Annotated in this window: 19 protein-coding genes; 13 read left to right on the top strand and 6 right to left on the bottom strand. The window is 63.3% G+C overall.

The features are described 5' to 3' along the window. Positions 1-149: 149 nt before the first annotated feature. The 9 genes from NLM33_RS00950 to NLM33_RS00910 all read left to right on the top strand — a co-directional run bounded on the left by NLM33_RS00950 (position 150) and on the right by NLM33_RS00910 (position 12,719). Positions 150-2,174, top strand: coding sequence for a hydantoinase/oxoprolinase family protein (locus tag NLM33_RS00950; RefSeq protein ID WP_371930099.1), 2,025 nt, complete (start codon positions 150-152; stop codon positions 2,172-2,174). 3 nt (positions 2,175-2,177) lie between these two features. Further along, positions 2,178-4,133: a hydantoinase B/oxoprolinase family protein gene (locus NLM33_RS00945; RefSeq protein ID WP_254093877.1), complete on the top strand. Its 1,956-nt coding sequence runs from the start codon at positions 2,178-2,180 to the stop codon at positions 4,131-4,133. 104 nt (positions 4,134-4,237) lie between these two features. Then, positions 4,238-5,338 carry a TMAO reductase system periplasmic protein TorT gene (gene torT, locus NLM33_RS00940; RefSeq protein WP_254093876.1) on the top strand — a complete coding sequence of 367 codons (1,101 nt, stop codon included), beginning with the start codon at positions 4,238-4,240 and terminating at the stop codon, positions 5,336-5,338. Between the two features lie 70 nt (positions 5,339-5,408). Then, positions 5,409-6,947 (top strand): sugar ABC transporter ATP-binding protein, encoded by a 1,539-nt coding sequence (locus NLM33_RS00935; RefSeq protein WP_254093875.1) that lies wholly within the window; start codon positions 5,409-5,411, stop codon positions 6,945-6,947. After that, positions 6,944-7,960, top strand: a complete 1,017-nt coding sequence (locus NLM33_RS00930) for an ABC transporter permease (protein WP_254093873.1) — start codon at positions 6,944-6,946, stop codon at positions 7,958-7,960. Before NLM33_RS00935 ends, NLM33_RS00930 begins: the two co-directional genes overlap by 4 nt. Continuing rightward, positions 7,953-8,966 carry an ABC transporter permease gene (locus tag NLM33_RS00925; protein ID WP_254093871.1) on the top strand — a complete coding sequence of 338 codons (1,014 nt, stop codon included), beginning with the start codon at positions 7,953-7,955 and terminating at the stop codon, positions 8,964-8,966. Before NLM33_RS00930 ends, NLM33_RS00925 begins: the two co-directional genes overlap by 8 nt. Further along, positions 8,963-9,856: a xanthine dehydrogenase family protein subunit M gene (locus tag NLM33_RS00920; protein ID WP_254093869.1), complete on the top strand. Its 894-nt coding sequence runs from the start codon at positions 8,963-8,965 to the stop codon at positions 9,854-9,856. Before NLM33_RS00925 ends, NLM33_RS00920 begins: the two co-directional genes overlap by 4 nt. A gap of 16 nt (positions 9,857-9,872) precedes the next feature. Next, positions 9,873-10,328: a (2Fe-2S)-binding protein gene (locus NLM33_RS00915; protein ID WP_254093867.1), complete on the top strand. Its 456-nt coding sequence runs from the start codon at positions 9,873-9,875 to the stop codon at positions 10,326-10,328. 18 nt (positions 10,329-10,346) lie between these two features. Then, on the top strand, positions 10,347-12,719 hold the full coding sequence (locus NLM33_RS00910) for a xanthine dehydrogenase family protein molybdopterin-binding subunit (RefSeq protein WP_254093865.1): 2,373 nt from the start codon (positions 10,347-10,349) through the stop codon (positions 12,717-12,719). 66 nt (positions 12,720-12,785) lie between these two features. Here the strand turns inward: NLM33_RS00910 and NLM33_RS00905 are convergent, their stop codons facing one another. Then, a complete protein-coding gene (locus NLM33_RS00905; RefSeq protein WP_254093863.1) occupies positions 12,786-13,346 on the bottom strand; it encodes a hypothetical protein in 561 nt (186 codons plus the stop codon). 529 nt (positions 13,347-13,875) lie between these two features. Here NLM33_RS00905 and NLM33_RS00900 point away from each other — a divergent pair. Both NLM33_RS00900 and NLM33_RS00895 read left to right on the top strand, forming a co-directional pair. Continuing rightward, positions 13,876-15,744 carry a caspase family protein gene (locus NLM33_RS00900; protein WP_254093861.1) on the top strand — a complete coding sequence of 623 codons (1,869 nt, stop codon included), beginning with the start codon at positions 13,876-13,878 and terminating at the stop codon, positions 15,742-15,744. 85 nt (positions 15,745-15,829) lie between these two features. Next, positions 15,830-16,822 carry a hypothetical protein gene (locus tag NLM33_RS00895; RefSeq protein WP_254093859.1) on the top strand — a complete coding sequence of 331 codons (993 nt, stop codon included), beginning with the start codon at positions 15,830-15,832 and terminating at the stop codon, positions 16,820-16,822. A 27-nt stretch (positions 16,823-16,849) separates the two neighbouring features. Here NLM33_RS00895 and NLM33_RS00890 read toward each other — a convergent pair whose 3' ends face one another. The 3 genes from NLM33_RS00890 to NLM33_RS00880 are packed head-to-tail and all read right to left on the bottom strand — an operon-like array spanning position 16,850 to position 21,075. Next, on the bottom strand, positions 16,850-17,497 hold the full coding sequence (locus tag NLM33_RS00890; RefSeq protein ID WP_254093857.1) for a DUF4384 domain-containing protein: 648 nt from the start codon (positions 17,495-17,497) through the stop codon (positions 16,850-16,852). A 20-nt stretch (positions 17,498-17,517) separates the two neighbouring features. Next, positions 17,518-19,317, bottom strand: a complete 1,800-nt coding sequence (locus tag NLM33_RS00885) for a caspase family protein (protein WP_371929886.1) — start codon at positions 19,315-19,317, stop codon at positions 17,518-17,520. Between the two features lie 36 nt (positions 19,318-19,353). Next, positions 19,354-21,075 carry a hypothetical protein gene (locus tag NLM33_RS00880; RefSeq protein WP_254093855.1) on the bottom strand — a complete coding sequence of 574 codons (1,722 nt, stop codon included), beginning with the start codon at positions 21,073-21,075 and terminating at the stop codon, positions 19,354-19,356. Between the two features lie 159 nt (positions 21,076-21,234). Between NLM33_RS00880 and NLM33_RS00875 the strand changes: the two genes are divergently transcribed. Continuing rightward, on the top strand, positions 21,235-21,516 hold the full coding sequence (locus NLM33_RS00875; protein WP_254093854.1) for a hypothetical protein: 282 nt from the start codon (positions 21,235-21,237) through the stop codon (positions 21,514-21,516). Positions 21,517-21,540: 24 nt separating this feature from the next. Continuing rightward, on the top strand, positions 21,541-22,593 hold the full coding sequence (locus NLM33_RS00870; protein WP_254093853.1) for a DUF4424 domain-containing protein: 1,053 nt from the start codon (positions 21,541-21,543) through the stop codon (positions 22,591-22,593). Positions 22,594-22,601: 8 nt separating this feature from the next. On the opposite strand, the gene NLM33_RS00865 is transcribed toward NLM33_RS00870, so the two are convergent. Together NLM33_RS00865 and NLM33_RS00860 are read right to left on the bottom strand one after the other, a co-directional pair. Then, positions 22,602-24,410, bottom strand: coding sequence for a serine/threonine-protein kinase (locus NLM33_RS00865; protein WP_254093852.1), 1,809 nt, complete (start codon positions 24,408-24,410; stop codon positions 22,602-22,604). Then, positions 24,407-25,183 carry a PP2C family serine/threonine-protein phosphatase gene (locus NLM33_RS00860; RefSeq protein WP_254093851.1) on the bottom strand — a complete coding sequence of 259 codons (777 nt, stop codon included), beginning with the start codon at positions 25,181-25,183 and terminating at the stop codon, positions 24,407-24,409. The genes NLM33_RS00865 and NLM33_RS00860 overlap by 4 nt, the downstream gene beginning before the upstream one ends. Between the last annotated feature and the right edge of the window lie 4 nt (positions 25,184-25,187).

Here is a 25,187-nt window from a genome sequence, read left to right as displayed (position 1 = left end):
GAATGATCGATTCTTAGGCAATCCGCCGACGGTCAAGGCACGCGCTCCCGTCGCTCTCTCGCACAAAACTTCCTGCGCTCAGCGTCAAGAAGACAAGCCGCCGATCTGCCTAAGATCGGCGAAACGCTTGTTCGAAAGGAAGACGCATGGTGCAGAACCTTCGTGTGGCCGTCGATGTCGGCGGCACCTTTACCGACATCTGCATCATGGATGAGACGACCGGCCTCATCCGGATCGAGAAGACCTCGTCCACGCGCGATCCCATCGAAGGGATCATGGGCGGCGTGTCCAAGGCGGGAATTGATCTGTCCAAGGTCGCCTTGTTTTCGCACGGCACCACGGTCGCCACCAACGCACTGATCACGCGCCGCCTGCCCCGCACCGCCGTGGTGACGACCAAAGGCTTTCGCGACGTCATCGAGATCCGCCGCGCCAACAAGGAAGATCTCTGGGACACCTACAAGGACGTCGTCAAACCCTATGTTCCGCGACGCGACCGCCTCACGGTGCCTGAACGGGTCGACGCCAGTGGCAAGGTAATCGAACCGCTCGACGTCGAAGCAGCGCGCAACGTCGCGCACATCCTCAAGCGCCGGGGCGTCGCGGCGGTCGCGGTGTGCTTCATGAACGCCTATCTCAATGGCGCCAACGAGCGCGCCATGCGCGACATCCTGCTCGCGGAGATGCCCGACATCCCGGTCTCGATCTCCTCACAGGTGCTTCCTGAAATCTTCGAACACGAGCGGTTTTCAACGACGGTTGCCAATGCTGTCGTGAGCCCGGTCGTCGTCAACTACACGAGCCGGCTCGGCGATCGCCTCGCCCACGAAGGTTACTCCCGCGATCTCCTGCTGCTTCACACCGGCGGCGGCGTGATGACGCCGGCCAGCGTGAAGGATTTTGCGGCGCGCCTCGCCGGCTCCGGCATCGCCGCCGGTGCCATCGCCAGCCGCTACATCGCAGGCCTCTGCGGCTTCCCCAATTCGATCGGTCTCGATATGGGCGGCACCTCGACCGATGTGTCGTTGGCCTATGAAGGGCAGTCACGCATCACCAAGGACTGGCACATCGAGTTCGGCTATCCGATCCGCTTTGCCTCGATCGAGGTGCTCACCATCGGTGCCGGTGGCGGCTCGCTGGCCTGGACCGATCCGGCCGGCTCCTTACGTAACGGCCCGCAATCGGCCGGCGCCTATCCCGGACCGGCCTGCTACGGCAACGGCAACACCCAGCCAACCAACACGGATGCCAACGTCACGCTCGGCCGGCTCGGCACCAACCTTGCCGGCGGCAAGGTGAAGCTCGACCCCGCACTGGCCGAACGGGCAGTCGAGGATGGCGTTGCAAAGCCGTTCGGCCTTGGCCTGCACGAGGCAGCGGACGCGATCGTCAAGGTGGCCAACGCCAACATGTCGGATGCGGTGCGGTTGATCTCGATCAGCCGCGGCTACGATCCACGCGACTTCGCCCTTGTGGCCTTCGGCGGCGCCGGTGCCCTGCACGGCGTCGATGTCGCGCGCGAGCTCGCGATCCCCGTCGTGATCGTACCGCCCAACCCCGGCGTGACCTCGGCGCTCGGCTGCCTCCTGGTCGACATGCAGCACGATTTTTCCCAGAGCAGCATGGTCGACGCGGCCGACGCCGACGCTGCCGATATCGAAGCGCAGTTCACCGCACTCGAGAACGACGCGCTGGCGCGACTGACCCATGAAGGTGTCGCGGAGCAGGACATCCTGCTCCAGCGCTCGATCGACATGATGTATCGCGGCCAGTGGCGCTCGCTCGCGGTCAACGCACCACGCCCGATCGGCGCGATTGCCGACCTTGTGCAGAGCTTCCATGCCGAGCATCAGCGCGAATACAACTTCCGCCGCGACAGCGCGCCGGTCAGCTTCTTCCGCCTCAATCTGAAGGCTGTCGGCGTCGTCCCCAAGGCCGAGTTTGCCGTTCACGAGCCGACCGGCGTGATCCCTGAGCCGGTCGGCCGCCGCAGGGTCTGGTTCGACGGCAACGGGCTCGACACCCCCGTCTACGCGCGCGACGACCTCCCCTGCGGCTTCTCCTTCCAAGGCCCCGCGATCATCGAGCAGGTCGATGCGACCACCGTCGTGCCGCCCGGTGCCGGCGCCGAGGTCGACAAGTATCTCAACATGATCATCCGCGTGAAGGAGTGAACCATGGCCGGAGATCTCCCGCTCGACCCCGTGACCTTTGAGGTTCTCAAAAACTCCTTCATCACCAGCGTCGACCAGATGGGCGAGCAGGTGCTGCGGACCTGCTACTCCTTCGTCATCTACAACCGCGACTTCTCGAGCGCGCTGCACGATGCCAAGGGCGAATGTGCGGCCCAGGGCAATCAGGACATCGCCGTCCACGTCGGCACGCTGCACTTCACCTGCCAGGACGTCATGCGCCATTTCGATGGCGACATGCATGAGGGCGACGTCTTCGCCATCAACGATCCCTATGCCGGCGGCACGCACTTTTCCGACGTCCGCCTGATCCGCCCGATATTCACCGACGGCAAGATCATCGCCTTCAGTCAGTCCAACGGGCACTGGTCGGATGTCGGCGGCAGCGTGCCCGGCTCGTTCGACGTCGCCGCGCGCGAAATGTTCCGCGAGGGATTGCGCATCACGCCGATCCGCCTGTTCGACAAGAACGGTCTCAAGAAGGACGTCGCACATCTCATCGCGTCCAACACGCGCGACCCCGCCTCGATCATCGGCGACATCCAGGCCCAGGCCGAGGCGACCGCGGTTTGCGGGCGCGAGATCCTGCGTCTCGTCAACAAATATGGCCGCGATACTGTCGAGACCGGACTTGCCGCCGTGCAGGACTATGTCGAACGCTCCGCGCGCCAGCGGATCGCGGCGCTGCCCGACGGTGAGTGGGAAACTGTCGACTTCATCGACCGCGATCCGGCCGGCGGCGAAGGTATGATCCCGATCCGCATCAAGATGACGATCAAGGGCGACCGCGTCATCTACGACTTCACCGGCAGCCATCCGACTATCGGTTCGATCTACAACTCGGCGTTCGGCTCGACATTCTCGGCCGTCGCCGCCGGCATGAAGACTTTCTTCCCCGACCTGCCGCTGAACTCCGGCTTCTACCGCTGCTTCGAGATCATCGCGCCCGAAGGCTCGATCGTCGATGCAAAATGGCCGATCGCAGTCACCGGCTTCCTTATGCCCTTCGAGAAGATCATGAACTCGATCTACGAAATGTGGTCGAAGCTCATGCCGGAACGAGCGCTCGCCTGCGCCTTCAATCTCGAATACCTGCTCACCGGCGGACTTGATGCGCGCAGCTCCGACAAGCCGATCTTCATGTTCTACGACTGGCTTCCGGGCGGCTGGGGGGGCAGAAACGGAAAGGACGGCAGCAATGTCACCACGGCCTGCTTCGGCACCGGGCTGATGTCGCAACCGGTCGAAGGCCAGGAGCGCGCCAATCCGATCCTGACCACTGAATGCGAGATCCTGAAAGACTCCCCCGGCCCCGGCAAATGGCGCGGTGGCGCCGGCGTGGTGAAGACGTCGCGCATGCTCCAGGCCGAAAAGACCGTGATCTCCTACATCTGCGACCGCGAGCGCGCCGTGGTGTGGGGCATCGAGGGCGGCCTGCCTTCCATGCCGCACGGCCTGACTTTGAAGCGCGCGGGCGGCAAGGCTGAGGAGCGGCTCGGCTCGATCTTCTCGGATGTACCGATCGGTGAAGGCGACATCTTTTCGCGTCCAACGGCGGGCGGCGGCGGATTCGGCGATCCTCTCGAGCGCGATCTGAATCTCGTGATTGAGGACATCAAGGACGACTACGTCTCGGTCGAGCGCGCCGCCAAGGACTATGGCGTTGTGGTGCACACGATCGATGCAGAGCTGTGCAGCTACGAGGTCGACAAGATCGCAACCGAAGCTCTGCGCGCCAAGATCAAAGCCGAACGCGTCGCCAATGTCCGGCTGGACCCGGAAGTCGTGGCCGAACGCTATCGCAGCGGCGCGATCGACGTGTTCGATGTGATCCGCAAGCACGCGGTGATCCTCGACTGGGGCACCGGTGCGTTGCTCCCTGAATCCACACGGCAGTTCCGAGAAGTTTTCGAGCGTCGCTCTGTCGCGATGTGGACCTGATCTCCATCGGCCACCACGCCGCCCACGGGCGGCGTGGCGCGTGCATAAAAAAGGATCCGAAGTCGTCGGTCCTTACCTGTCATTCGAACCCTGAGGATTGCGCTATGACGAGCACGATATGCCTTTCACCCAACCGACTTCGGCCGATCCGCTCCGCACTCGGCCTGGCTGCTCTCTCACTTGCGGCCACTGCGATGACACCGGCCGCAGCCGAAACGCCATGGTTCCCGATGAAGGTTTACGACACGTCGTCGGGTACGCCCAAGGCCGCGGAGTACACGCCGCTGCCGAAGGCAGATAAACCGTACAAGCTCTGCGTCCTTTTTCCGCACATGAAGGACAGTTTCTGGGTCGCCGTCGCCTACGGCATCGTCAAGCAGGCGGAGACGATGAACGTCAACATGAATCTCTACGAAGCCGGCGGTTACGAGAACCTGCCCAAGCAGCTCTCGCAATTCGATGACTGCATGGCGAGCGGTCCCGATGCCATCATCGTCGGAGCCATCTCCGGCGCCGGGTTGAGCAAGAAGTTCGAAGAGGCGAAGGCCAAGGGCGTTCCGGTCGTCGGCGTCACCAACCCGCTGCCGCCCAATGCCCTGCCCGCGGCCAACTATGTGGATTTCGTCGCCATGGGTGAGGTCACCGGCGAAGGCCTGCTGGCGCAGACCAAGTCAGGCGACAAGCTCAACATCGTAACCTTCCCCGGACCGGCTGGCTCGGGCTGGGCGGAATCTTTCAACGAAGGCTTCAAGAAGGCCGTCGCCAAGAACCCGAACGCCAAGGTTCTGGCCGAGAAATTCGGCGACTCCGGCGTCGCTGTACAGCTCCAGCTGATCCAGGACGCGCTGCAAGCCTATCCCGGCATGAACGTGATCTGGGGCACCGCGCCAACGGCTGAGGCCGCGATCGGTGCCGTCGCCGAGGCCGGCCGAAGCGACTTGAAGATCGTATCGTCCTACGAAAACCAGGCCATGCTCGACGCGCTGAACCGCGGCGATATCCTCGCCTTCGCAACCCAATATCCGGTCGGCGAAGGTGCGATCGCGATCGATCAGGCGGTGCGTCTCATCGAGAAGAAACCGGTGATGAGCCTTGTCCAGCCGGTGGCGGCGGTGATCGACAAGACCACCGTTCCGAAACTGCAGATGGATCTCGTGCTGGCGCCGGCAAGCTGGACCCCGGTCTACTCGGTCAAGGCCAAGTAAGCCTGCGAATAAAGCTCGAGGCGGGAGATGCGTCTCCCGCCTCTGGTCCCAACGGCCTGCGGAGCAGCAGATGGACGTCGACGTCGCCCCGAATCCGGTAGCGCCTCTGCTTCAATTGCGAGGCATTTCGAAGCATTTCACGGGCGTCCGCGCGCTCGACCGGGTCGATCTCGATGTCCGTGCCGGTGAGTTGCACGTCCTGTTCGGCGAGAACGGCGCCGGCAAGTCGACCTTGATCAATGTCGTGTCGGGAACCTTTCCACCCGACGAAGGCAGGTTCCATTTCGACGGTCAGCAGATCAGCCATCTCACGCCGCAACGAGCGCGCGCGATCGGCATCAGCCCGGTTTTTCAGGAATTCTCGCTCGTTCCGAGCCTCACCGTGGAAGAGAACCTGTTTCTCGGCCGGGAGATCACGAACGGCAGTGTCTTGCGTGCGCGCGAGATGCGCAAGCGCGCCCAAGCGCTCATCGACGAGCTCGGCTTCGACCTTGATCCGTCGCGACGGGTCGATGACCTCTCGCGCGCACACCAGCAGATGGCCGAGATCGCCAAGGCGCTGCTCGGCAAGGTACGCCTGTTGATCCTCGATGAGCCGACCGCTTCGCTCACGGAGCGCGAGACCGGGCGGCTGTTCGAGCTGATCGCCCGGCTGAAGAGCCAGAATGTCGGGCTGATCTACGTGTCGCACCGCATGCGCGAGATCCGCGCGCTGGCCGACCGCGTCACCGTGCTCCGCGACGGCCGCCACATCCGCACCCTCGATGCTGCGACATCGACCGACGGAGAGCTGGTGGAGCTGATGACCGGCCGGAAGATCGATCTGCTGTTTCCGACCATCACGCACAAGCCGGACAAGGTAGTGGTCGACGTCGAAAACCTGACCCTTGCCGACGGCAGCGTTCGCGATGTGAACCTCTACGCCCGGGCCGGCGAGATCACCGGCATCGCCGGTCTTGTCGGCTGCGGCAAGTCGGAGCTGATCCGCGCCATCTATGGCATCGAGCCGGCGACGTCCGGCGTGATCCGGATCGACGGCTCGCCGTATGAGTTCCCTGCCCCACGGCGCAGCCTCAAGCGCGGCATCGCCTATTTCCCCGCCAATCGGATCGCGGAAGGGCTCGCGCTGTCACGACCGATCCGCGAGAACGCCTCGATGACGGTGCTCGACCTGCCCGCCTTCGCCCGCTTCGGCGTGCTGCGACAGGCCGCGGAGCGCGCCAGGATCGGCGGTATCATGGCGCAGTTGCAGCTCAGGCCGCCCAATATCGAACGCATCGCGGGTGCGCTGTCCGGCGGCAACCGCCAGAAAGTGATGCTCGGGCGCGCGCTAACGCGCGAGCTGACCGTATTCCTGTTCGACGAGCCGAGCGTCGGCATCGACGTCGGTGCCAAGCTCGAGGTCTACGAGTTCATGAAGCGTTTGGTCGAGGCTGGCGCCGCCGTGATCGTAGTGTCCTCGGAATTGCCCGAGGTGTTGGCACTGTCGAACCGCCTCTATGTGATGCATCACGGCTGCATTGCCGCGGAACTGAGAGGTGACGAGAAGACCGAGCAGAACGTGCTTTCGAGCTTCTTCCGGGATCATCTCACGGCGGAGGTTGCATGAGCACGGTGCTGGTCACCGCAGGACCGCAGAGCTCGATCGGCCTCCGATCGATAGCGGGCCGAATCGGATTTCTGCCGGCACTTCTGCTGCTGCTCGTGGCCGGCATGTCGGCGACCGATCCCCAGTTCTACGGCATCATCAACATCCTCAACATCCTGCGTAACGCCTCCCTGCTGGCGATCGTCGCCTGCGGCCAGGCGCTCGTGATTGTTGCAGGCGGCTTCGATCTCTCGGTCGGCGCCGTCGTCGCCCTTGCGAGTGTCGTCACCGCCAAGACGCTGGCGACCACTGCGACCGCGTTTCCCGGGAACACCACTCTCATCATTGCAAGCGGTGTGGCAGCCGGGCTCGGCTGCGGGATCGTGGTCGGGCTCGTCAACGGATTCTGCGTGGCAAAACTGAAGGTATCCGGCTTCGTGGTGACCCTGGGCACGATGTCGGCGACCGCAGGTGTCGGCCTCATGATCACCAACGGCATTCCCGTTTACGGCATGCCCGACATCTTCGTGAAGGGCTTTGGGCGCGCGCAGGCGTTCGGCCTGCCGACCGCCGTCCATGTCGCACTAATCGTGATCCTCGTGATGGTATTCGCGCAGCGACGCACGCTGTTCGGCCGCTACGTCTACGCGATCGGCGGGAACGTCGATGCGGCGGTCGTGTCGGGCGTGTCAATCCAGCGCCACATCGTGGGCACCTATGTCGTCTCGAGCGTGCTTGCGGCGTTGACCGGTATCCTGCTCACCGCGCAGGTTGGCTCCGGACAGGCAAGCTTCGGCGGCGACCGAATGATGCTGCAATCGATTGCGGCTGCCGTCATCGGCGGGGTCAGCTTGCGTGGTGGCGTCGGCCGGGTCGAGATCGTCGCCATCAGCGCGCTGTTCCTGACCATCCTTGGCAATGCACTCAACCTTCTGCACGTCGACTCCCGCCTTCAACCGGTCTTTCTCGGCGTGATCATGGTGGCGGCCGTGGCGCTGGACGAACTCAGCCGGCGGAGGAAGGCTCGTGTCTGACCTCGAATTGTCCGTCATGACGAAGGACACGGATCGCGCCAAGCCGCTGTCGGGCCGCTGGATCTGGAATGCGGTGCTGCCGGCTGCGCTGGTGGCGCTATTGCTCGGCTTCGCCGCCTTCGACCATGGCGTGCTCTCGCCAGCCAACCTGCTCAATATTGCGCAGCAGACCAGCTACCTGGCTCTGTTCGCGATGGCCCAGACCGTGGTCATCCTGACGCGCGGCTTCGACCTCGCGCTGGGCCCGACGGTGTCGATGGTGAGCGTCGGCGCCGCACTCGCCATGGCCGGCGCCACTGCGACGGGTCACGACACCAGCGTGGTGCTGGTCGCCGGGCTCGGCGCCGGCTTCGGCCTCGGCATCGCCTGCGGGCTCTTCAATGGTGTGGTCATCGCGCTGCTCGGCGTCAATCCCTTCGTCGCAACGCTCGGCAGCTACAACATCGCGATCGGGATTGCGACCACGCTCTCCTCCGGTCGGCCCGTGCAAGGCGTGCCGAAGCTATTCTCGCAAATTTTCTATGGCGGCAGCATCTTCGGCGTGCCAGCGGCCATCGTAATCACCGTCGCCATCGGCATCGCACTCCACCTGGTCCTGTCATGCACGGTGTTCGGGCGATCGCTCTATATCATCGGCACCAATCCACGCGCGGCCGCGGTCGCCGGCCTGCCGGTGAAACGCATCCTGGTTGCGACCTACGTGCTGTGCTCGGCCCTTGCCGCGCTCGGCGCGATCATGATGACGGCGCGGACCGGATCGGGCGAGCCGAACCTTGGCGGCGCGCTGTCGCTTCAGGCGATCGCGGGTGCCGTGGTCGGCGGAACGAGCCTGGCGGGCGGACGCGGCGGGGTCGGCACCGCCGTGCTCGGCGCGCTGTTCATCACGATCCTGTCCAACGGCATGAACCTCACCCGCATCGACGGATACGTCCAGATGGTCGTGCTGGGCGCGATCGTCATTATCGGCGTGCTGCTCGATCGCCTGCGACTGGAGCGTAGCCAATGATCCCCGGCTTTTCCGTGCAAAGCGCCCCGACCGAGGCGCACAATGCGGCGGCGTCAATCTATGTCGCGCCTTCGCTTGCGAACGCGCTCGATGCGCTGAGCGAATACGGCGCGGCCGGCGCCGTCTTTGCCGGCGGCACATGGATCATGAGATCACCGATCCGGCACGAACCGTTGAGAGCACACTATGTCGCCATCGGCAGGACCGCCGAACTCGGAGCGATCAGGATCGGCACCGATGTGGTCGAGGTCGGTGCCGCGGTGACGCACGCGGCACTCGCGGCCGCTTTGGCCGATCTCTCCGAATTCGACGTCCTTGCGGCAGCCGCCGGTCGCTCCGCGAACCCGGCGATCCGCGAGATGGCGACGATCGGCGGCAATCTTGCAACGCCGGACTTCGCCGCAGCCGATTGCGTACCGGCGTTGCTCTGCCTCGATGCCGAGATCGAGATCGCCGGCCGGGACGGTCGCGAACGGATGAAGCTGGAGCACTTTCTCAAGATCCGATCGACATTGGCGCCCGGCCGACTGGTCACGCAAATCGTCGTGCCGCGCAGCGAGCGCAAGACTGCTCATGCCCGCCTTCCCTTGCGCAAAGCCGGTGATTATCCGGTGGCCATCGTCAGCCTGTCGGTCACCATCGATGCGGTGGGTCGGGTGCAGGCCGCACGGATTGCGGTCGGTTCTGTCGAGCCCATCGCGCGGCGATGGGAGCGGCTCGAGGCCGCCCTGATTGGACGCCCGCTCGACGCCGAGGGAGCGGCGCGGACCGCAACGGAACTGGCAGACGAATTCGTCGGGCGCGACGGCGTTGACGCGCCAGCCTGGTATCGCGTCAGCATGCTGCCGGGCCTTGTTCGCCGCGCGGCAGCTGCCGCGCTTGGCGCCTAGACCATCGGGGATGCACATGGCTCTCAGCCTGACCGTCAATGGCGACCGCGTTACCTCCACCGCCGATCCTGCCAGCCCGCTCGTCGATATCCTGCGTGAGGAACTTCATCTGACCGGCGCAAAGCCGGTCTGTCGCGAGGGCTTTTGCGGCGCCTGCATGGTGCTCATCGACGGCAAGCCTGCCCCCTCCTGCCTGACGCCGGCCGCGCTCGTCGAGGGCTGCGAGATCCAGACGGTCGAAGGCCTTGCGACACGCAGCCAGTTGAACCGCATCCAGGCCGTGCTCGAAGCCTGCGATGCAGTTCAGTGCGGCATGTGCTTTCCCGGCATGGTGGTCAGCCTGACGCATCTCCTGACGACCAGACCCGACGCCACGCGCGAGGACATTCGTGCGGCACTGACCGGTAACATCTGCCGCTGTACCGGCTACGAACGCATCATCGACGCGACGCTGCTCGCATTGGCTACTTGATAATCGGGAGACCCTGACATGTCCGATGTTTCCGCGACCATGGATCTCCGTCGGCGCGACGCTGCCGACAAGCTGCGCGGGCGTACCCGCTACACCATCGATCGCTATCTACCAGGCATGCTGCACGCCGCGGTGCTGCGCGCCAGCGTGCCGTCGGGCCGTATCGCCCGTCTCGACACCTCAAGGGCCGCCCGCATGCCCGGCGTGCGTGCGATCGTGACGGCAGCAGACGCACCCGGCATGATGGGGATCGGCATCGCTGACCACCCGCTCTTCGCTCGCGATGTCATCCGCTATGATGGCGAACCGCTCGCCGCGATCGCGGCCGTCACGTTGGCGCAGGCCCAAGCTGCGCTCGCAGCAGTCGATCTTGAGATCGAACCTCTGCCCGCCGCGCTCACGATGGCGGACGCGCTCGCGCCTGACGCACCGTTGGTCCATCCCCATTGGCGCAACTATGAGGTTCTGCTCGAAGGCGGCGCGCGCGAAGGCAACGTCGCCTGGGAGGCGACCGTCGTCCGCGGCGATGTCGATGCCGCCTTTGCCCGGCCGGACGTCGAGATCGTGGAAAGCTCCTTCCGCGTCGGTCGCCAGAACCACGTCGCGTTCGAACCGCGCGCGGTGGTCGCAAGCTACGAAGACGGGCGGTTCCACATCGAGACATCGACGCAGGTCCCCTGGGGCATCCGCAACGCCACCGCGCGCCTCCTGGGCGTGCCGGCGTCGCAGGTCCGCGTCACGGTGCCGCCCGTTGGCGGCGGCTTCGGGCTCAAGTTCGATCTCGCGATCGAGCCCTTTGCCGCCCTCCTCGCCCGTGCCAGTGGCCGGCCGGTTCGGCTCGTCAATTCCCGCGAGGAAGAAATGCTGACCTGCCTGTTTCGCGAGAATGCCGATATCCGCATCCGTTCCGCGGTAACACGGCAGGGCGATATCATCGGACGCGAAGCCGTCGTCCTGATGGACTGCGGCGCCTATGGCGGCGAGCAGATTTTCCTGACCACCATGACCGCGCACACACTCGGCGGAAACTATCGGCTCGGCGCGGTTCGGCTCGTCTCACGCGCCATCTACACCAACACCACGCCAAATGGCGCCTTCCGTTGCTGCAATGGCGTTTACAATACTTTCGCGCTGGAACGGCATACCGATGAGATCGCCGCCAGGATCGGCATGGATCCGCTGCTCTTCCGCCGCCGCAACGTGCTCGGCGATAAGGATCTCGGTGCTACCGGCCAGGTGTTCGAAGCCGACGTGCTCGGCCCGATGCTCGACCGGATGGATACGCTGCGCGATTCGGCCACGAGGCCATCCCATCGCGCCGACGGGCGGCTCTATGGCCGTGCGACCACGGTTGGCACTTGGTTCGTCTTTGTCGGTCCGTCGGCCGCGACCGTGAACATGAATGCCGATGGCACGGCGACGCTCGTAACCTCGGGCGTCGAGATCGGATCCGGCTCGATGATGCAAAGCCTGCCGCAGATCGTCGCGAGCACGCTCGGCATACCGCCAGAGAATGTTATCGTGCGTGCCGCCGATACGGATGCCGCCGGTTACGATGTCGGCGTCGGCGGCGGCCGCACCACTGTCTCGCTTGGTGCGGCGAGCCTCTCGGCGGCGCAGGAAGTGCGCACGAAACTCCTGAAAGTTGCTTCAGAGATGATCGAGGCGGCACCCGAGGATCTTGTCATGCGCCAGGGGCGGATTGAGATCGCTGGCGCGCCTGGCTCGGGACGCACCGTCGCGGAGGTCGCGACCCGTGCCCAGGCAAAGAATGGCCCAGTCTCGGGGACCGGCGCTTTCACGGGCACGGGCGTGCCGGCGATGCCCGGATGCGTCGCCGGCCATTTCATCGACGCGATCGATATCCCCGTCTTCGCCGTCCACGACTGCGAGGTCGCAGTCGATCCGGAGACCGGACATGTCGAGGTACTGAACTATCGTGTGGTTCAGGACGTCGGCCGGGCACTGAACCCGCGCGCGATCCACGGCCAGATCCAGGGCGGTGTCGTGCAGGGTCTGGGCTATGCCTTGCATGAAGAAGTAACCATCGGCAGCAACGGTCGGGTCTGCCAAAGCGGCTTCGAGACCTATCGCGTGCCACTGGCGCTCGATGTCGTGCCGGTCGAGATCAGCCTTTACGAGGGCGCGCCCTCGATGGGGCCGCTCGGTACTAAGGGTGCCGGCGAGGTGCCAATCCTAAATGTCGGAGCGGCCGTCGCATGCGCGGTTGCAAACGCCACCGGAAAGCGTATCCAAGAGCTGCCATTGACACCGCCGCGCGTCCTCGAACTTCTGCTCGATCGGAAGCGCGACCTGACTCTTCCCCACATCGCCGAGACATGGTCGGACAATCTGGTGCGTCCTCACAAAGCTCCGCAGGGCAACGCATAGGAATCGATCATCGCAAGAGGCTCGCACCGCGTTGCGAGATCAGCAGCAATTGTACCCAAGCGTCCGTCAGCCGCCAAATCGCTTGACCAGTTTTGAGCCCTTAGCCGTCTCGACTTGCTGCGTGGTCAAGTTGCTGCCGACGCTCAATCCTTTCGTCATCAGGTTTTTGCCGAGTGCCGCCGCCTGCCTCTCGTTGGTGTAGTCAATCTCGACGTGATCAACACTCATCAGATGACCAAGTTCATGGGCCCAGGCGCGTCCATTGGCGAAGTCATCGCCGTACCACTGCACAAAGCTCGCCGGCTCTGGATCGCTATGAAGGTATGAGCTGCCGCCTGCTGAGAGATTTTGGATCGGATTGACCAGATAAATATGGACCGCATTGTCCGGATCATGACGGAGGCTAAGAACATCCAGCACCCGCTTATCATTATTGCGGGCGCTCTTTGCCATATCGAGCGGCTTGTCGATCACGCAATCGTTGATCGCGAACGAAATCTTGGCCTTTGACCAGATCGTATTGACCACATCCAGCGCCTTTTTTGCAATGTCGCAACTCCATTTTCCAGGCTCCACAACACCTCTCTCGGCAAATGGCGTGATATAGATTTTCAGCGGAATGGGCATAAAATCCTCCAAAGTTGGATTTCGAGTTCATCTCCCTTGCGGCGCACTTCGCGCTCCGGTGAAGGACTTGCGAGCCAAACGAGTGTCCGAATTTCACATCGTCCGGCGTCGCGGATATGGGCATCAGCATGTCGGAAATTCCACTTGGCGCCCTCGTCGAAGGTGGAATGATCGTGACTGGTTCCCGCCCCCTTCACACGCCGCTCGCCAAAACGTCATTCGAGCGACGTTCTGCGGAAGGGTCAAACCCAAGCCCAAAAATACTCCTATAATCAATCCCTTACTTGGCAGCGGACAGCACTGGAGGATATTGCCCCAATTCAAGGCGGGCGCCCCATCACAATCTTCGGTGCGGGCTTGAACGCGTTCACTTGGCCGAACGACAACTTAAGGAATGGATCGGGCTCGAAATTGTTACTGTACGCAGACAGGTGGCCGCCAATAGCGTACGAATGAATTCGGTGAGCATTTTCTGCGCGGCGATCTTCGCGACGCTACCATGCTTCGGGCAGATGCTGGATGTTTCGCCATGACATTTTACAAGCACCTCCGAGTTTGTCTTCTTCTTGTTGCTTCGCTGTTCCTGGCCTCTCAGCCAGCTTGGGCGACAAAGCGCGTGGCTTTGGTGGTCGGTAATTCCAGCTATCAAAATGCCCCACTGCTTCCAAACCCGGCCAACGACGCTGCGGCCATCGCCGCGACCTTGAAGGGCGCAGGTTTTGATGTGGTTGACTCAAGACTCAACCTCGCTGCGACCGACATGCGGCGGGCACTGAGAGAATTCGCCGATCAAGCGCGCGATGCCGATATTGCCCTGGTATACTATGCGGGTCACGGCATTGAGATTGATGGGACGAACTATCTGATCCCGACAGACGCGCGACTCGAACGTGACACCGATATCTACGACGAGGCGTTCTCTCTCGACCGTGTCCTGCTAGCGATCGAGCCTGCGAGGCAGCTACGGGTCGTGATCGTCGACGCCTGCCGCAACAATCCTTTTGCCGACACGATGAAACGGACGGTCGCCTCGAGATCAATTAGCCGCGGGCTCGCCAGGGTCGAACCCACGGTGTCCAATACGCTGATCGCATTTGCCGCGAAAGCCGGATTGACGGCGCTCGACGGCAACAGCAAGAACAGCCCGTACGCGATGGCCCTGGTCAAGTATATCGCAAAGCCGGGGCTCGACTTGCGGAGGGCTTTCGGCTTTATCCGCGACGATGTTCTGCAGGCCACGGGTAACCGACAAGAGCCCTATGTCTACGGCTCGCTGGGCGGCGAGGACGTTGCACTGGTTCCTGCTCCCAAGACACAGGAACCGACACCGGCGACCAACCCCCAGTCGGAGGTTCGTCGAGACTACGAGTTGGCCTTGCAGCTCGGCAACAAGGGCGCCCTGAGCGCGTTCCTTGCCCAGCATCCCGATGGATACTACGCAAGTCTGGCCAAGCTTCAGCTGAACAAAATCGACGCAGAGGACGCACGCGTTGCAGCGACCGAGAAAGCGCGGCAGGCCGAACAGCAGCGAGCTCGGCTTGCCTCGGAAGGGGCGCAGCGCGCTGATCAGGAGAAGGCGGCGGCGGATTTGAAGGCTGCCGATGAGGCCAGAATTGCCGCCGAAAGGACAAAACAGGCGGCGCAGGAGCAGGCAGCCGAGGCCGAACGCAAGCGGACTGCATCTGAAACTTCGGCAGCCGGCATGCTCTCCGGCAATAAGCCTGCCATTGAGAATGCAGCCCCTGATAATGCAGCAGCCGCTGCCTCCAGCCAGGATGACAAGGGCGCGAAGGTAGCCGCTTTGAGCACCCCGCCGCTCCAGGCCGATCTCGCCAAATCGGTACAGAGCGAGTTGAGTCGCGTTGGCTGTTTCACCGGTGCCGTCGATGGCGCATGGAATGCGGCTTCGCAGCGCTCGCTCGCCCTGTTCAACCGGCACGCGGGCACCAAACTGGACGTCAAGCTTGCAAGTCTCGATGCTCTTGACACGATCAAACTCAGGCCATCGCGGGTCTGCCCGCTGATCTGTGATCACGGCTACAGGCCCGACGGCGACCAGTGCAGCAAGATCACCTGTGCCGAGGGCTCGTTCCTCAACGACGACAATGAATGCGAGAAGCGGCGCGGGAAGCAACCGGTCGCCAAGCGCAATACGAATGACCGCCCGTCGCGCGCGGATCGTTCGGCCCGCGAAAGTCCGCAGCCGACAGCGGACCTTCCGCCGCGACAGGCGAGCCCGAAGTCGCAGTCGGATGGTTCCAGGCGCAGCGCATCAGGCGCGGGAGGGCAGATCTACTGTAACTCCCTCACGTGCCGCCCCGTCAAGCGCGGCTGCCATCTCGAATATCGCGGCGGAGGTGGCCCCTACGCCGATCCCAATGCCGAGGTCTGCAACTAGCGCGGCGAGTGTGCCGAGCCGCCGAGCAAGACCTCGGCTCGGTCGACGAGCTTGTGTCTGACTTGGCTGAAGCGGAGCGACCTGCGTGGTGGCGTGTGAGCTTGAGCAGAAGGACGTCAACGTCTTTCCCGGGGTGACGCTCTTCACGAAGCGGCAGGCGCCCGGCATGAAACCGACGGCGCTTTACCTTCCACCAAAGCACGCAACAGCAGCCACCAAGTTCGATGTCGTGATCTGGCTGCATGGCTTCTACGTCAAAGACCATGAATTCCTGTTCCACAACGATCCTGCACGACTGCGCGAGCAGGTGCGGGATTCGGGCAAGGACGTGGTGCTCATCGCGCCCTTCCTGGGCTACGAATATGCCGTCGGCGACAGCTTTGCCGGAAACTACAACGTGACGGACCTGGCAGCCCCGACATGGGGCGAGCGCTACCTCGACGAGATCCTTGGAGCTCTCGCAAACTTCCTGGGCGCTTCCTCGACGTCCATTCCTCAGCTCCAGATCGGCAAGCTCATCATCGCATGCCACTCCGGCGGCGGTAACGGCATGCGCAACCTCGTGGGGAGCCTCGGCAAGTATCAGTCGAAGCTGACGGCATGTTGGGGATTTGACTGCCTCTACGGCGCCAGAGCCCAGCCCGACGATGCGACGTTCTGGTACCAGTGGCTGTCGGGGCGGAGCGGCCTTTCGCTCGAGATCGTCTATGGTCCGTCAACTCTCCCGCAATCGGTGAAGCTGGACCTGATGGGCCGCGGGCTGGCAACGGCCGACGGCAACAGAGCTCAGGCACAGCGTCCTGCACTCAAGACTCTCAACGTGAGCTTGGGTCACTACGACGTGTTCCCGGCATTTGGCCAGTTGGTCAGAGTGAACGATCTGGACCCGGCTTTCGTGGATCAATTCATGATTCCGCAGGTCGCCGACCAGCCCCGGCTGAGCCATAAGCCAGCGCCACAGCATGGGGAATTCCTCCAGCACGCGATTTCCAACGTTCGCAGCGCTTTTCCCTTTCCGAAGGACATTCATTACATGATCGCCCGGGGCGGCTTCTTCAGCCGGCTAAGCAAACTTTAGCCTTCACAGAGCCTTAGCCTCACACGCTCACTTGATGGAATAGGATTTTACGTCAAACGACCAATTGTTGGTCACCAGCTTTCCGCTGCCGGCGTCCGGCACCCGCAGCTCACTGGTCCAGGCCGATAGATAGCTCAACGCCTCAGCCTGCCCTTGCAGCTTGCTCGGCAAATCGGGCAAGTCGAGCAATTGCACACGCCGCTCGCTCAGGATCGCAACCATCACCGCTGACCCGGTCGGCGGTGCGACGACATACTCGAAGCCACGCTGCCGTGCCGCCGCGGTCGGAACGACGAATTCGACGCCGGGCTTGACGAGATTGATGTCGCGTCCGTCCGACTGCGCCAATAGCTCGGGAGTCGGAAAGATCTGGGACATCCGCCCCGTCGCATCGACATCCACCAGAATGAGATATCCCGGCTTCCTGACGGTCACACCGAACGACACCTTGCCGCCAACGTTCACAGTCTGGCTCGGCAGTATTTCAAGGGACACACTTGCGGCATTGGTCTTTCCGCGCGTTGCCTGTACAGGCCAAAGCCATGGTGCATTTGCCGTCCTGACATGCAGAGATGCCGACGGCAGCAGCGCTGCGGACGCAGCCCCACTACCTGCCACCAGCAGCAGAATTGCGAGCCATGATCCCTCGTGGCGGATCGGCTTCGACGGCGGCATGGCCTGCTTCCCCCCAAAAGTCAGGGAGCGCTAAAAAAGCCAATCGAGGCGATCCGCGCGTCCGCGGGCAAGTGGTGCTCGAGGCTTTTGATCATCTGCCCCGAGGCGCGGCGCCGGTTGAGCTGTATCAGGACCGTCTCGAGATCAACCATGCGCTGCTGCGAGGTCACCGCAACGACTTGCTCCGCACCAAACGGCTCGCCCACCCTGAGCGGTAGCCGCAAGCTCGCCGATCGGGCCAGCGCCGCATCAGAACCCACCGGATACAACATCTGGATGGTGCCATCGCCAGACACATTGAACAGCAGCACCGCCCTTGATGCCACATCAGACAGGTCAACTTCGACGGTCTGGCCAGCTCGCTGCTGACGATCGTCAGGCCAGATACGCATCATCTGCGGCGACCGGGTCGCCATGCGCTTGAGTTCACGAATTGCCGCTGTCCGGTCAACCACCGTCGGCAAACTGGCAACGTCCACCCCATAGGCAACCACATCACCCCACGCGATCACGTCGTGGGACACAGGGTCCCAGATCAGGTCGGGATTGTCCGTCGGTTGAACAGCCAGCACTGTGACGTCCTTTGGCGTCACGCTCGCAAAATAATTCGTCTTGCCGTCGAGCGCGGCCAGTCGGATCGGTGCCGCGAGGCGGAGGGGCGTCGGCCCAGTGCCGGTCGGAACTTCCTTGGTGGCCGCGGCAAGGGTCGGAGCAGTTGGTGCCGTGGCCGCGACAGCCGGCGGCGCGGGCGCCTCTCCCTCGACGGGAGCAGCCGCTCCGGCCTGACCAGCGGCCGCTCTCGCAGCCGGCCCTTGGATCAGCACCACACCGCGCGTCAATTCGAAGGCGACGTCGGTATCCGGCGTCTGAGCCTGCGATGATATCGTCACGATGTTCTGGCGCTGGTCAGAGAGCTGATAGACCACCTGCCGAACATTGCTGAAGAGCTCCTTGAGCGTCACCTTCCCATCGTGATTGATGTCGGCGCTGCCTTCCACCGCCCGCGCGACCGCATAGCTGAGGGCCCCGCGCAGGCCATCGATGCCGGGGATCCGCACTTCCGGCGCCTTGGTGTTGCGATCGACCGCAGCCAGGAACGCCGTGTGATCGAGATCGAGCTCGGACTTCGGATCGTTGCTGTCCGACACCGGCTTCAGTTCATCGACCAGCAACGTATAGCGCGGCACCTGCCGGAAGCTCATCTCCGCAGCACGCGGATCGATATCGCGCACCATTCCACCGCCGTGGCAGGTGTCAGCCACGAAGATCACCTTCGCACCGCGCAGCTCGAACTGGCGGATGAAATGGTTGAACTCGTTGCCCAGAACGCGTTCAACGGACCCAGTCGGCGTGGTTTCGAAGCCCGGCAGCAGGAACACGTTTTCCATCCCGTCCGGCTCCGAGCCCTTGACGCGCTCCGGCTCCTGGGTGCCATGACCGGCGATCGACAGAAAAATGAGGTCGTTGGTCTTTGTCCGCTCCACCAGTGCGCTGATCTCGCGCAGGACGCTTGCCCTGTCGGCCTGGGTGTTGGTCAATTCGACGACATCGCCAACTCCCATGGACTTCAAGCTGGTCACGATGTCAGTGGCGTCGGCGACCGCGCCCTTCAGTTTGCGCACATGCTGGTAGTCGTCGATCCCTATCACGAGCGCGCGCACGGCCGCCCCGTCCGGATTGCTGATCGCCAACCCTACCGCCGCTTGCGCGTTCTGGACTGTCAGGCCGAGCAATGCGGCAACCCCGATGGCGGCGCATAGCCGCCCGATCTTGCCATCAAGTCCTCTGTGCATCCGCATCGTGATCCACCTCGACTTCATGCCTACCCATTCTGTAGCGTCAACGACACACCGGGTTCAGCGCCTTTTGCTTGCCGTTTTGCGGCCTGCCGGCGGTTCAGTCTCTTGATAGACGCTCGCCGAAACTGTCGTCTGATCATCCGCAAAGGCGCGAAAGCGGACCGGAGCGTAGCCGCGCGCGAGCAGGCTCGCCAACGGATAGACGTTGCGGCAGACGCGGCCGTTGCAGCCGCCGGTCGAGGATTCCATCACCTCCGCCTTGCGATCAGGCGTGAAACGCAGGAACAACATCACGTGCGAGCCCGGCTTGTTCAGTGCATCGCCGGGCTTGAGGTCCCAGGGATTTGCCACGGGCGCTGCGATCGCGGGGATGGCGGCGGTCGTGTAGTGGACGGAAAGTCCCCACGCGGCGCTGACGAATGCCGAACAGTCCACGCCGGCAACATCCGGCCGTGGCGCGTTGCGGGTGCAGACATTGCCAGCCAGCGTTCCGCTCTCGATCCGCTGCCGGAAGTTCGCGAGCGAACCGTGGCAGCCCCAGCAATAGGGTACGCCGCGCACCTCCTGGTTGACTTTGCCCTGGAGATACCACGGCCGGCGAATGCGGCTGAAGCCGCTACATTGGCTGTCGGGATCGCTGCCGTAGTTCGCCTGCGTCAGCTTCCACTGGATGCCTTCGAATGCAAACGCGGTCTCGATCGCCTGTTGGCGATTGGACGGCCGCACGGCGGCCGTCGCGTTGAATTTGACGTCAGGCTGCGCTGCCGGGGCGGTTGCCGTTCGCGACGGCCGCACGTCGATAATCGAAGCGTTGGCCAGAGGCCGGAAGCCGACACCCACCACTTCGATGCCGTCCGGCTTGGTTCGCAGGAAATAGACGTCGCCATCGCCCGAAACCGTGACGAACCGCCTGGTCAGCGGGGTATTTTCCAGAGGCAGCTCGTAGATTCCCTCGAGACGCCCGTTCGCGGCATAGCGTGCCACGAATGTGGAGGCGTTCTTCCCCGATGGCGGAACGTCCTCGGCCAGCACGTAGAAGCGGTCGCTGTTGTCAATCTCGAGAAAGTCCACCGTCCCAAGCTGATTGCGCACGCGAAGGCCGAGTTGGCCAATGGTCTCGTTGGTGACCATGGTTTGGATCTCGATCCGTACGCTGGCATTGCCCTTGTCCGGAATGACATCGGCGATCACCGAACCCTTGCTTCGGGAAGCAACATATTGCCGGTCGGGTTGCCGCGTCGTCTTGATGATGGCCGTGCGGGTGTTCTGATCAAGCAAATCGGTTGCGCTGCCGGGCGCTCGCGATCCCATCTGGGCGAAAGCCGAGACAGCGACCTGATCGTCCGCACCACGGCTCGAGACCTCCTCAAGCTGTATCACGTCGCCACCGATGCCACGTGTGGACTGTCCCGGCGCCGCCTTCAGCGTCCGTATGCCGCCGTCCCAAACCATGATGTCGTCGTTGTGGACGACGAGGTCGGTCGGCTGAACGTCCTTCGGCATCTTGAGGACATCAGGATCGGAATTCGGCAATTTGGGATCGAACTGGAGAATCCGGGCGTTAACCTGATCAAGCACAAACAGGTTGCCCTGACCATCCGCCGTGAGCGCTTGCGGCCCTGCGAGTTCCACGTCCTCGCCGGCCGGAATGATGCCGACCATTGAAGCAGCAGAACCGCCGGCAAAGCTGCGTACGACCGTATCGTCGGCGTGCGCGCTGGCTACGAAAATGCCGGCGCCAACGATGAATACCCGGATCCAATTAGTTGGACGAAGCATGTTCGCCTCAGTGTACCCCGAACCGATCGCCGCGTCGGATCGACTAATCCGAGATGGCCGTAATGCGGCGCGTCAATTAGTGGTGAGCGATCTCGATCGCGTTCAATTCTATCACTGGACGGTGATAGTCCGAACTTTTTCAGCGTACGGTGCAAAACGATGGCCAGGAATAGATTTGAGCAGGTCAATGAAGTCCAGCCCGACGCGATCACGCTGGTCCTGAAACGCGACAATGACGGCGCCTCCGGGGCGATCGTGCTGCCGGCCTCCGCAAGCGAGGGGCGGCTGACCAATGACCAGGTCAGCGCCCAGTTGCCGGCGCAGGACGCATTTCGCGGCGCGATCCGGCTGGCCAACGACGTCAAGCTCGCGATCGTGGTGTGCGATCCGGACGGCGTCTGGAAGTCTGAGTGGGGCGATCTTTACAAGGCGATCGACTGACCGATCGCCGGACGGAACCGGCATATGCTGCGACGCCGCATTGAAACCGGCATGGTGGACGGACCATCGAGCCGCCCCTCGTTCCGGGCAAGGACCTTGATGGTCGCGCTATTGGTTGCGACCGGCTGGCCGGCACGCGCCAACGACTCGGCCGCCGAATTGTCGATCGGTGGGCTCCAGTTCGTTCGCACCAACGATGTGGCCATGGAGAGCGAGGATCTTCGTATCGCGCTCGACAGCATCAGGGTTCGCTACCAGTTCACGAACGTCACCACCAAGCCGGTTACGCTCACTGTCGCCTTTCCGTTGCCCGACATCGACCTGTCGGAGGCCGAGAACATTGCACTGCCGTCAAACGATCCGGTCAACTTCGTCGACTTCGAAACCAAGGTCGACGGCAGCCCGGCGCCGCTGACAATCGATCAGCGTGCAATGGTTGGCAGCAAGGATGTCAGTGCCCTGCTCCGTGATCTCAAGCTGCCGCTGCTGCCGATCGGCGACCGCGAGATCCGGGTGGCCGACCTGCCCGCGGCGACCCGAACCCGGCTCGTGGATGACGGGCTTCTGATGCCCGCTGGCATGAGCGACAACGGTCGCCAGCAATATGTGCCGGGCTGGGTTATCAAGACCTCGGCGGTGCGCAAGCAGGTGTTTCCGCCCACGCGCGCCGTCATCGTCGAACACCAGTATCGGCCGAGCGTCGGCTCCAGCCCTGACACCATCCTGCGCTCGAGCCTGCGCGGTAGCAGCGCACTCAGTCAGGAAGTCGCGCGTTACCGGAAGGAGTATTGCGTCCAGGATACGTTCCTCGCCGAGCTCGACAGGCGCGCAGGAAACAGCCAAGCCAACACCGCCAAGCTGCAGGAGCGGCGCATATCCTACGTGCTCAAGACCGGCGCGAATTGGGCCGGGCCGATCCGCTCGTTCAAGCTGACCATCGACCCAGGTGGCAGCGACCGCTTGGTCAGCTTCTGTCCGGGGCGGCTCAAGGCATCCTCCGGAAACACGCTCGAATATAACGCAAGCGACTTCAAGCCGGATGCCGATCTGAAGATCCTGGTGATCGGAAAGTTCTGAACACCCGATCAGTTTGTGAGCAGCACGTAGCGCGCGGCCGCGATCATCGTGACCTTGTTGCGCTGAGCCTCACTCAGCGCCTGCAGAAAGAACGTGTCGGCAGCCGTCGGTCGCGGCTGACGCAGCGAGTCCAGGACCTGCGGGGTCGCCACGACCAACAGCAGTTGCGGACCGCTCGCGCGCGCTGTCGGGAGCGTGAACGATAGCGAGTCGATGCCCGGCTTCAGCAGATAAGACAGGCTCTGTACCTCGCCGCGATCCGACACCATGAGCAGCTCCACCACGCGGTTGGCGAAGTTCTCAATGGTGCCGTTGAGGGTTTCGCCGGCCTTCAGCTCTGTCGCCGACAGGGTGATACGCGGCGCTCGCGCCTGATCGCTCCCGACCTCGCGCAAGAATTTGACGGCCGGGCATTGCGCCTCAGTCACTTGCCTGACGCCGACCGAAGCCTCGAATCCCTGCTCCCGCCGAAACGCCTTGTCGAAGGTGTCGAACGGGGCGGTCGAGGCGCCGAAGCCTTCGATGACGGCGGCGTTTTGGCTCACGGCAACCGGCAGGATGAAGAAGCAGTCGCCGCCGGCATATTGAGCCACATATTTGCGGATGCGTTCGGCTCGCCCTGCCCCCTCGAGCGCCGGAGACGGCGTCGGCGTCGGTGGCGCAGGCAGCTTCACCTGCTCCTGGCGTCCCGACTGTGGTCCGGCGGAGTCGACCTTCGGCGGCGACATTGTCCCGGCGAGTTTCGGAGGTGGCGGCAAGGCCGCTACGCCAGGCGCCGACCAAACCAGTTTGTAGAAGGCATATCCACCCCCGCCGAGCAGAAGCAGTACCGCCGTCGCGCCCGCACCCAGCCATCGGCTACGCCGACTCCGCGCGGCTGATGGCATCCTGTCCTGCGGCGCCGGCGCCCCGCTTTCCGGCCGCCGCAGCGGATCGAAGCCATACAACGGCGTGGCGGGTGTCTGAGCCGAACCAGCCGGCCTCCAGTTGGCGACCTCGGCCATGGTCGGACGCAATGCCGGATCAGGCTGTAGCATCTGCTCCAGCAAAGGCCGGATGCGCATGTCCACCGCACCGAGATCGGGCACACGCCGGCGCTTCTCCACCAGTTGAAACTGGCTGCCGCCCATGTCGAGCTTCTGTCCGGTCAGCGCATGGAACAGCACGAGACCGAGGCTGTAGACATCGGATTTCGCGGTGACCTCATTCCCATATAACCCGACCTGTTCCGGCGATGCGTAATTGTCCTTGCCGGCGAAGCCCGATCCGATGATGGTTTTGTCACCCATCTGGGTCGACCGAGCGATGCCAAAGTCTATGATCTTGGCCCGCCTGACGTCATCGAGCGGCACGATGATGTTGTCCGGAGAAACGTCGCGATGGACGATACCATGCTCGTGGGCGGCCTCCAGTCCCGATGCGACGCGCTGCATCAACTTGATCAGCGCCTCGAAGGTCAACGGCCCTTCGTTGAGCATGTTCGAGAGCGAGCGGCCGTTCACGAATTCCATCGCGAGATACGGCCGCTGCAGCACCGGTTCCACAGTGAACAGGAAGTAGCGAACGATCGCGTCGTGCGGAAGATTGTGGAGCGCCGTGGCCTCCCGACGGAACAGCGCGAGCGCCGCCTCGTTGTCAACCATGTCGGGCAGCAGCATTTTCACCGCAACCGGCGATCCGGTCTGGATCTCGCGGCACTTGTAGACTTCACCCATGCCGCCCGCGCCGATCATGGCTTCGATCTCGTAGATGCCATTGAGCCGGGTGCCTGACGGCACGCCGTGGTAGGACGATCGGAATGGATCGTTCGGGGTCATGGTTGCGGCTCCCGATTGAGCGGCGATCTTGTCGGCTCCCTGGATCGCGGCGTCAGCAGCCGCACGATCACGATCGTCACGTTGTCGAGACCTCCGCGATCAAGAGCCAGAGCGAGCATGTCATCGCAGGCCGCCTGGGCGCGCCGCGTGGCGGCGTGCTGCAGGATCTCGTCGTCCTGCAAGTGCCTGGTCAGGCCATCGCTGCAGATCACGAAGATATCCTCCGGCTCGGCCGGGCCTGTCACCACCTCGAACTCGGGATCATCGGCGACGCCGACGGCGCGGGTAATGGTATTGCTCGGCCAATCCTTCACGTCTTCGCGCGACAGCGCACCTTCGGCGATCAGTTCCTCCAGTTCGCTGTGATCGTGCGACACCTGGTTGATGCCGCCGCGGTTAATCAGGTAGACCCGGCTATCGCCCGCCCATATGCAGGCATAATAGCCGTCGCGTACGAGCAAAACCGCCGCCGTGGTCCCGACGGTGGCCCCGTGTCGTTCATGACTCAGCGCCAGGATCTGCCGGTTCGCGCTGAACAGCCGCTCCTCGCATTCCGCCAGCAGATCTGCGGCTGACTCCGGCATGCCGATCGCATCGAGCGATTGCACGACGATGCCACTGGCAAGATCGCCGGCCTCATGACCGCCCATACCGTCAGCGACAGCCCACAGGCCCACGTCGGTTCGTACCAGACACGAATCCTCGTTCCGCTCCCGCACTCGTCCGGTATGCGTGACGCTCCCGACTTCGAAAAAGGACGGGTTGTGTGTCATCGCA

The organism is Bradyrhizobium sp. CCGUVB1N3, assembly GCF_024199925.1.
Taxonomy (GTDB): Bacteria; Pseudomonadota; Alphaproteobacteria; order Rhizobiales; family Xanthobacteraceae; genus Bradyrhizobium.
This window is presented reverse-complemented; position numbering and strand designations above follow the sequence as displayed.

Bases quoted from the DNA above. Each gene is read 5' to 3' on its own strand.
- NLM33_RS00945 (WP_254093877.1), top strand. From the start codon at position 2,178: ATGGCCGGAGATCTCCCGCTCGACCCCGTGACCTTTGAGGTTCTCAAA.
- torT (WP_254093876.1), top strand. From the start codon at position 4,238: ATGACGAGCACGATATGCCTTTCACCCAACCGACTTCGGCCGATCCGC.
- NLM33_RS00935 (WP_254093875.1), top strand. From the start codon at position 5,409: ATGGACGTCGACGTCGCCCCGAATCCGGTAGCGCCTCTGCTTCAATTG.
- NLM33_RS00930 (WP_254093873.1), top strand. From the start codon at position 6,944: ATGAGCACGGTGCTGGTCACCGCAGGACCGCAGAGCTCGATCGGCCTC.
- NLM33_RS00920 (WP_254093869.1), top strand. From the start codon at position 8,963: ATGATCCCCGGCTTTTCCGTGCAAAGCGCCCCGACCGAGGCGCACAAT.
- NLM33_RS00915 (WP_254093867.1), top strand. From the start codon at position 9,873: ATGGCTCTCAGCCTGACCGTCAATGGCGACCGCGTTACCTCCACCGCC.
- NLM33_RS00910 (WP_254093865.1), top strand. From the start codon at position 10,347: ATGTCCGATGTTTCCGCGACCATGGATCTCCGTCGGCGCGACGCTGCC.
- NLM33_RS00905 (WP_254093863.1), bottom strand. From the start codon at position 13,346: ATGCCCATTCCGCTGAAAATCTATATCACGCCATTTGCCGAGAGAGGT.
- NLM33_RS00900 (WP_254093861.1), top strand. From the start codon at position 13,876: ATGACATTTTACAAGCACCTCCGAGTTTGTCTTCTTCTTGTTGCTTCG.
- NLM33_RS00890 (WP_254093857.1), bottom strand. From the start codon at position 17,497: ATGCCGCCGTCGAAGCCGATCCGCCACGAGGGATCATGGCTCGCAATT.
- NLM33_RS00885 (WP_371929886.1), bottom strand. From the start codon at position 19,317: ATGAAGTCGAGGTGGATCACGATGCGGATGCACAGAGGACTTGATGGC.
- NLM33_RS00880 (WP_254093855.1), bottom strand. From the start codon at position 21,075: ATGCTTCGTCCAACTAATTGGATCCGGGTATTCATCGTTGGCGCCGGC.
- NLM33_RS00875 (WP_254093854.1), top strand. From the start codon at position 21,235: ATGGCCAGGAATAGATTTGAGCAGGTCAATGAAGTCCAGCCCGACGCG.
- NLM33_RS00870 (WP_254093853.1), top strand. From the start codon at position 21,541: ATGCTGCGACGCCGCATTGAAACCGGCATGGTGGACGGACCATCGAGC.
- NLM33_RS00865 (WP_254093852.1), bottom strand. From the start codon at position 24,410: ATGACCCCGAACGATCCATTCCGATCGTCCTACCACGGCGTGCCGTCA.
- NLM33_RS00860 (WP_254093851.1), bottom strand. From the start codon at position 25,183: ATGACACACAACCCGTCCTTTTTCGAAGTCGGGAGCGTCACGCATACC.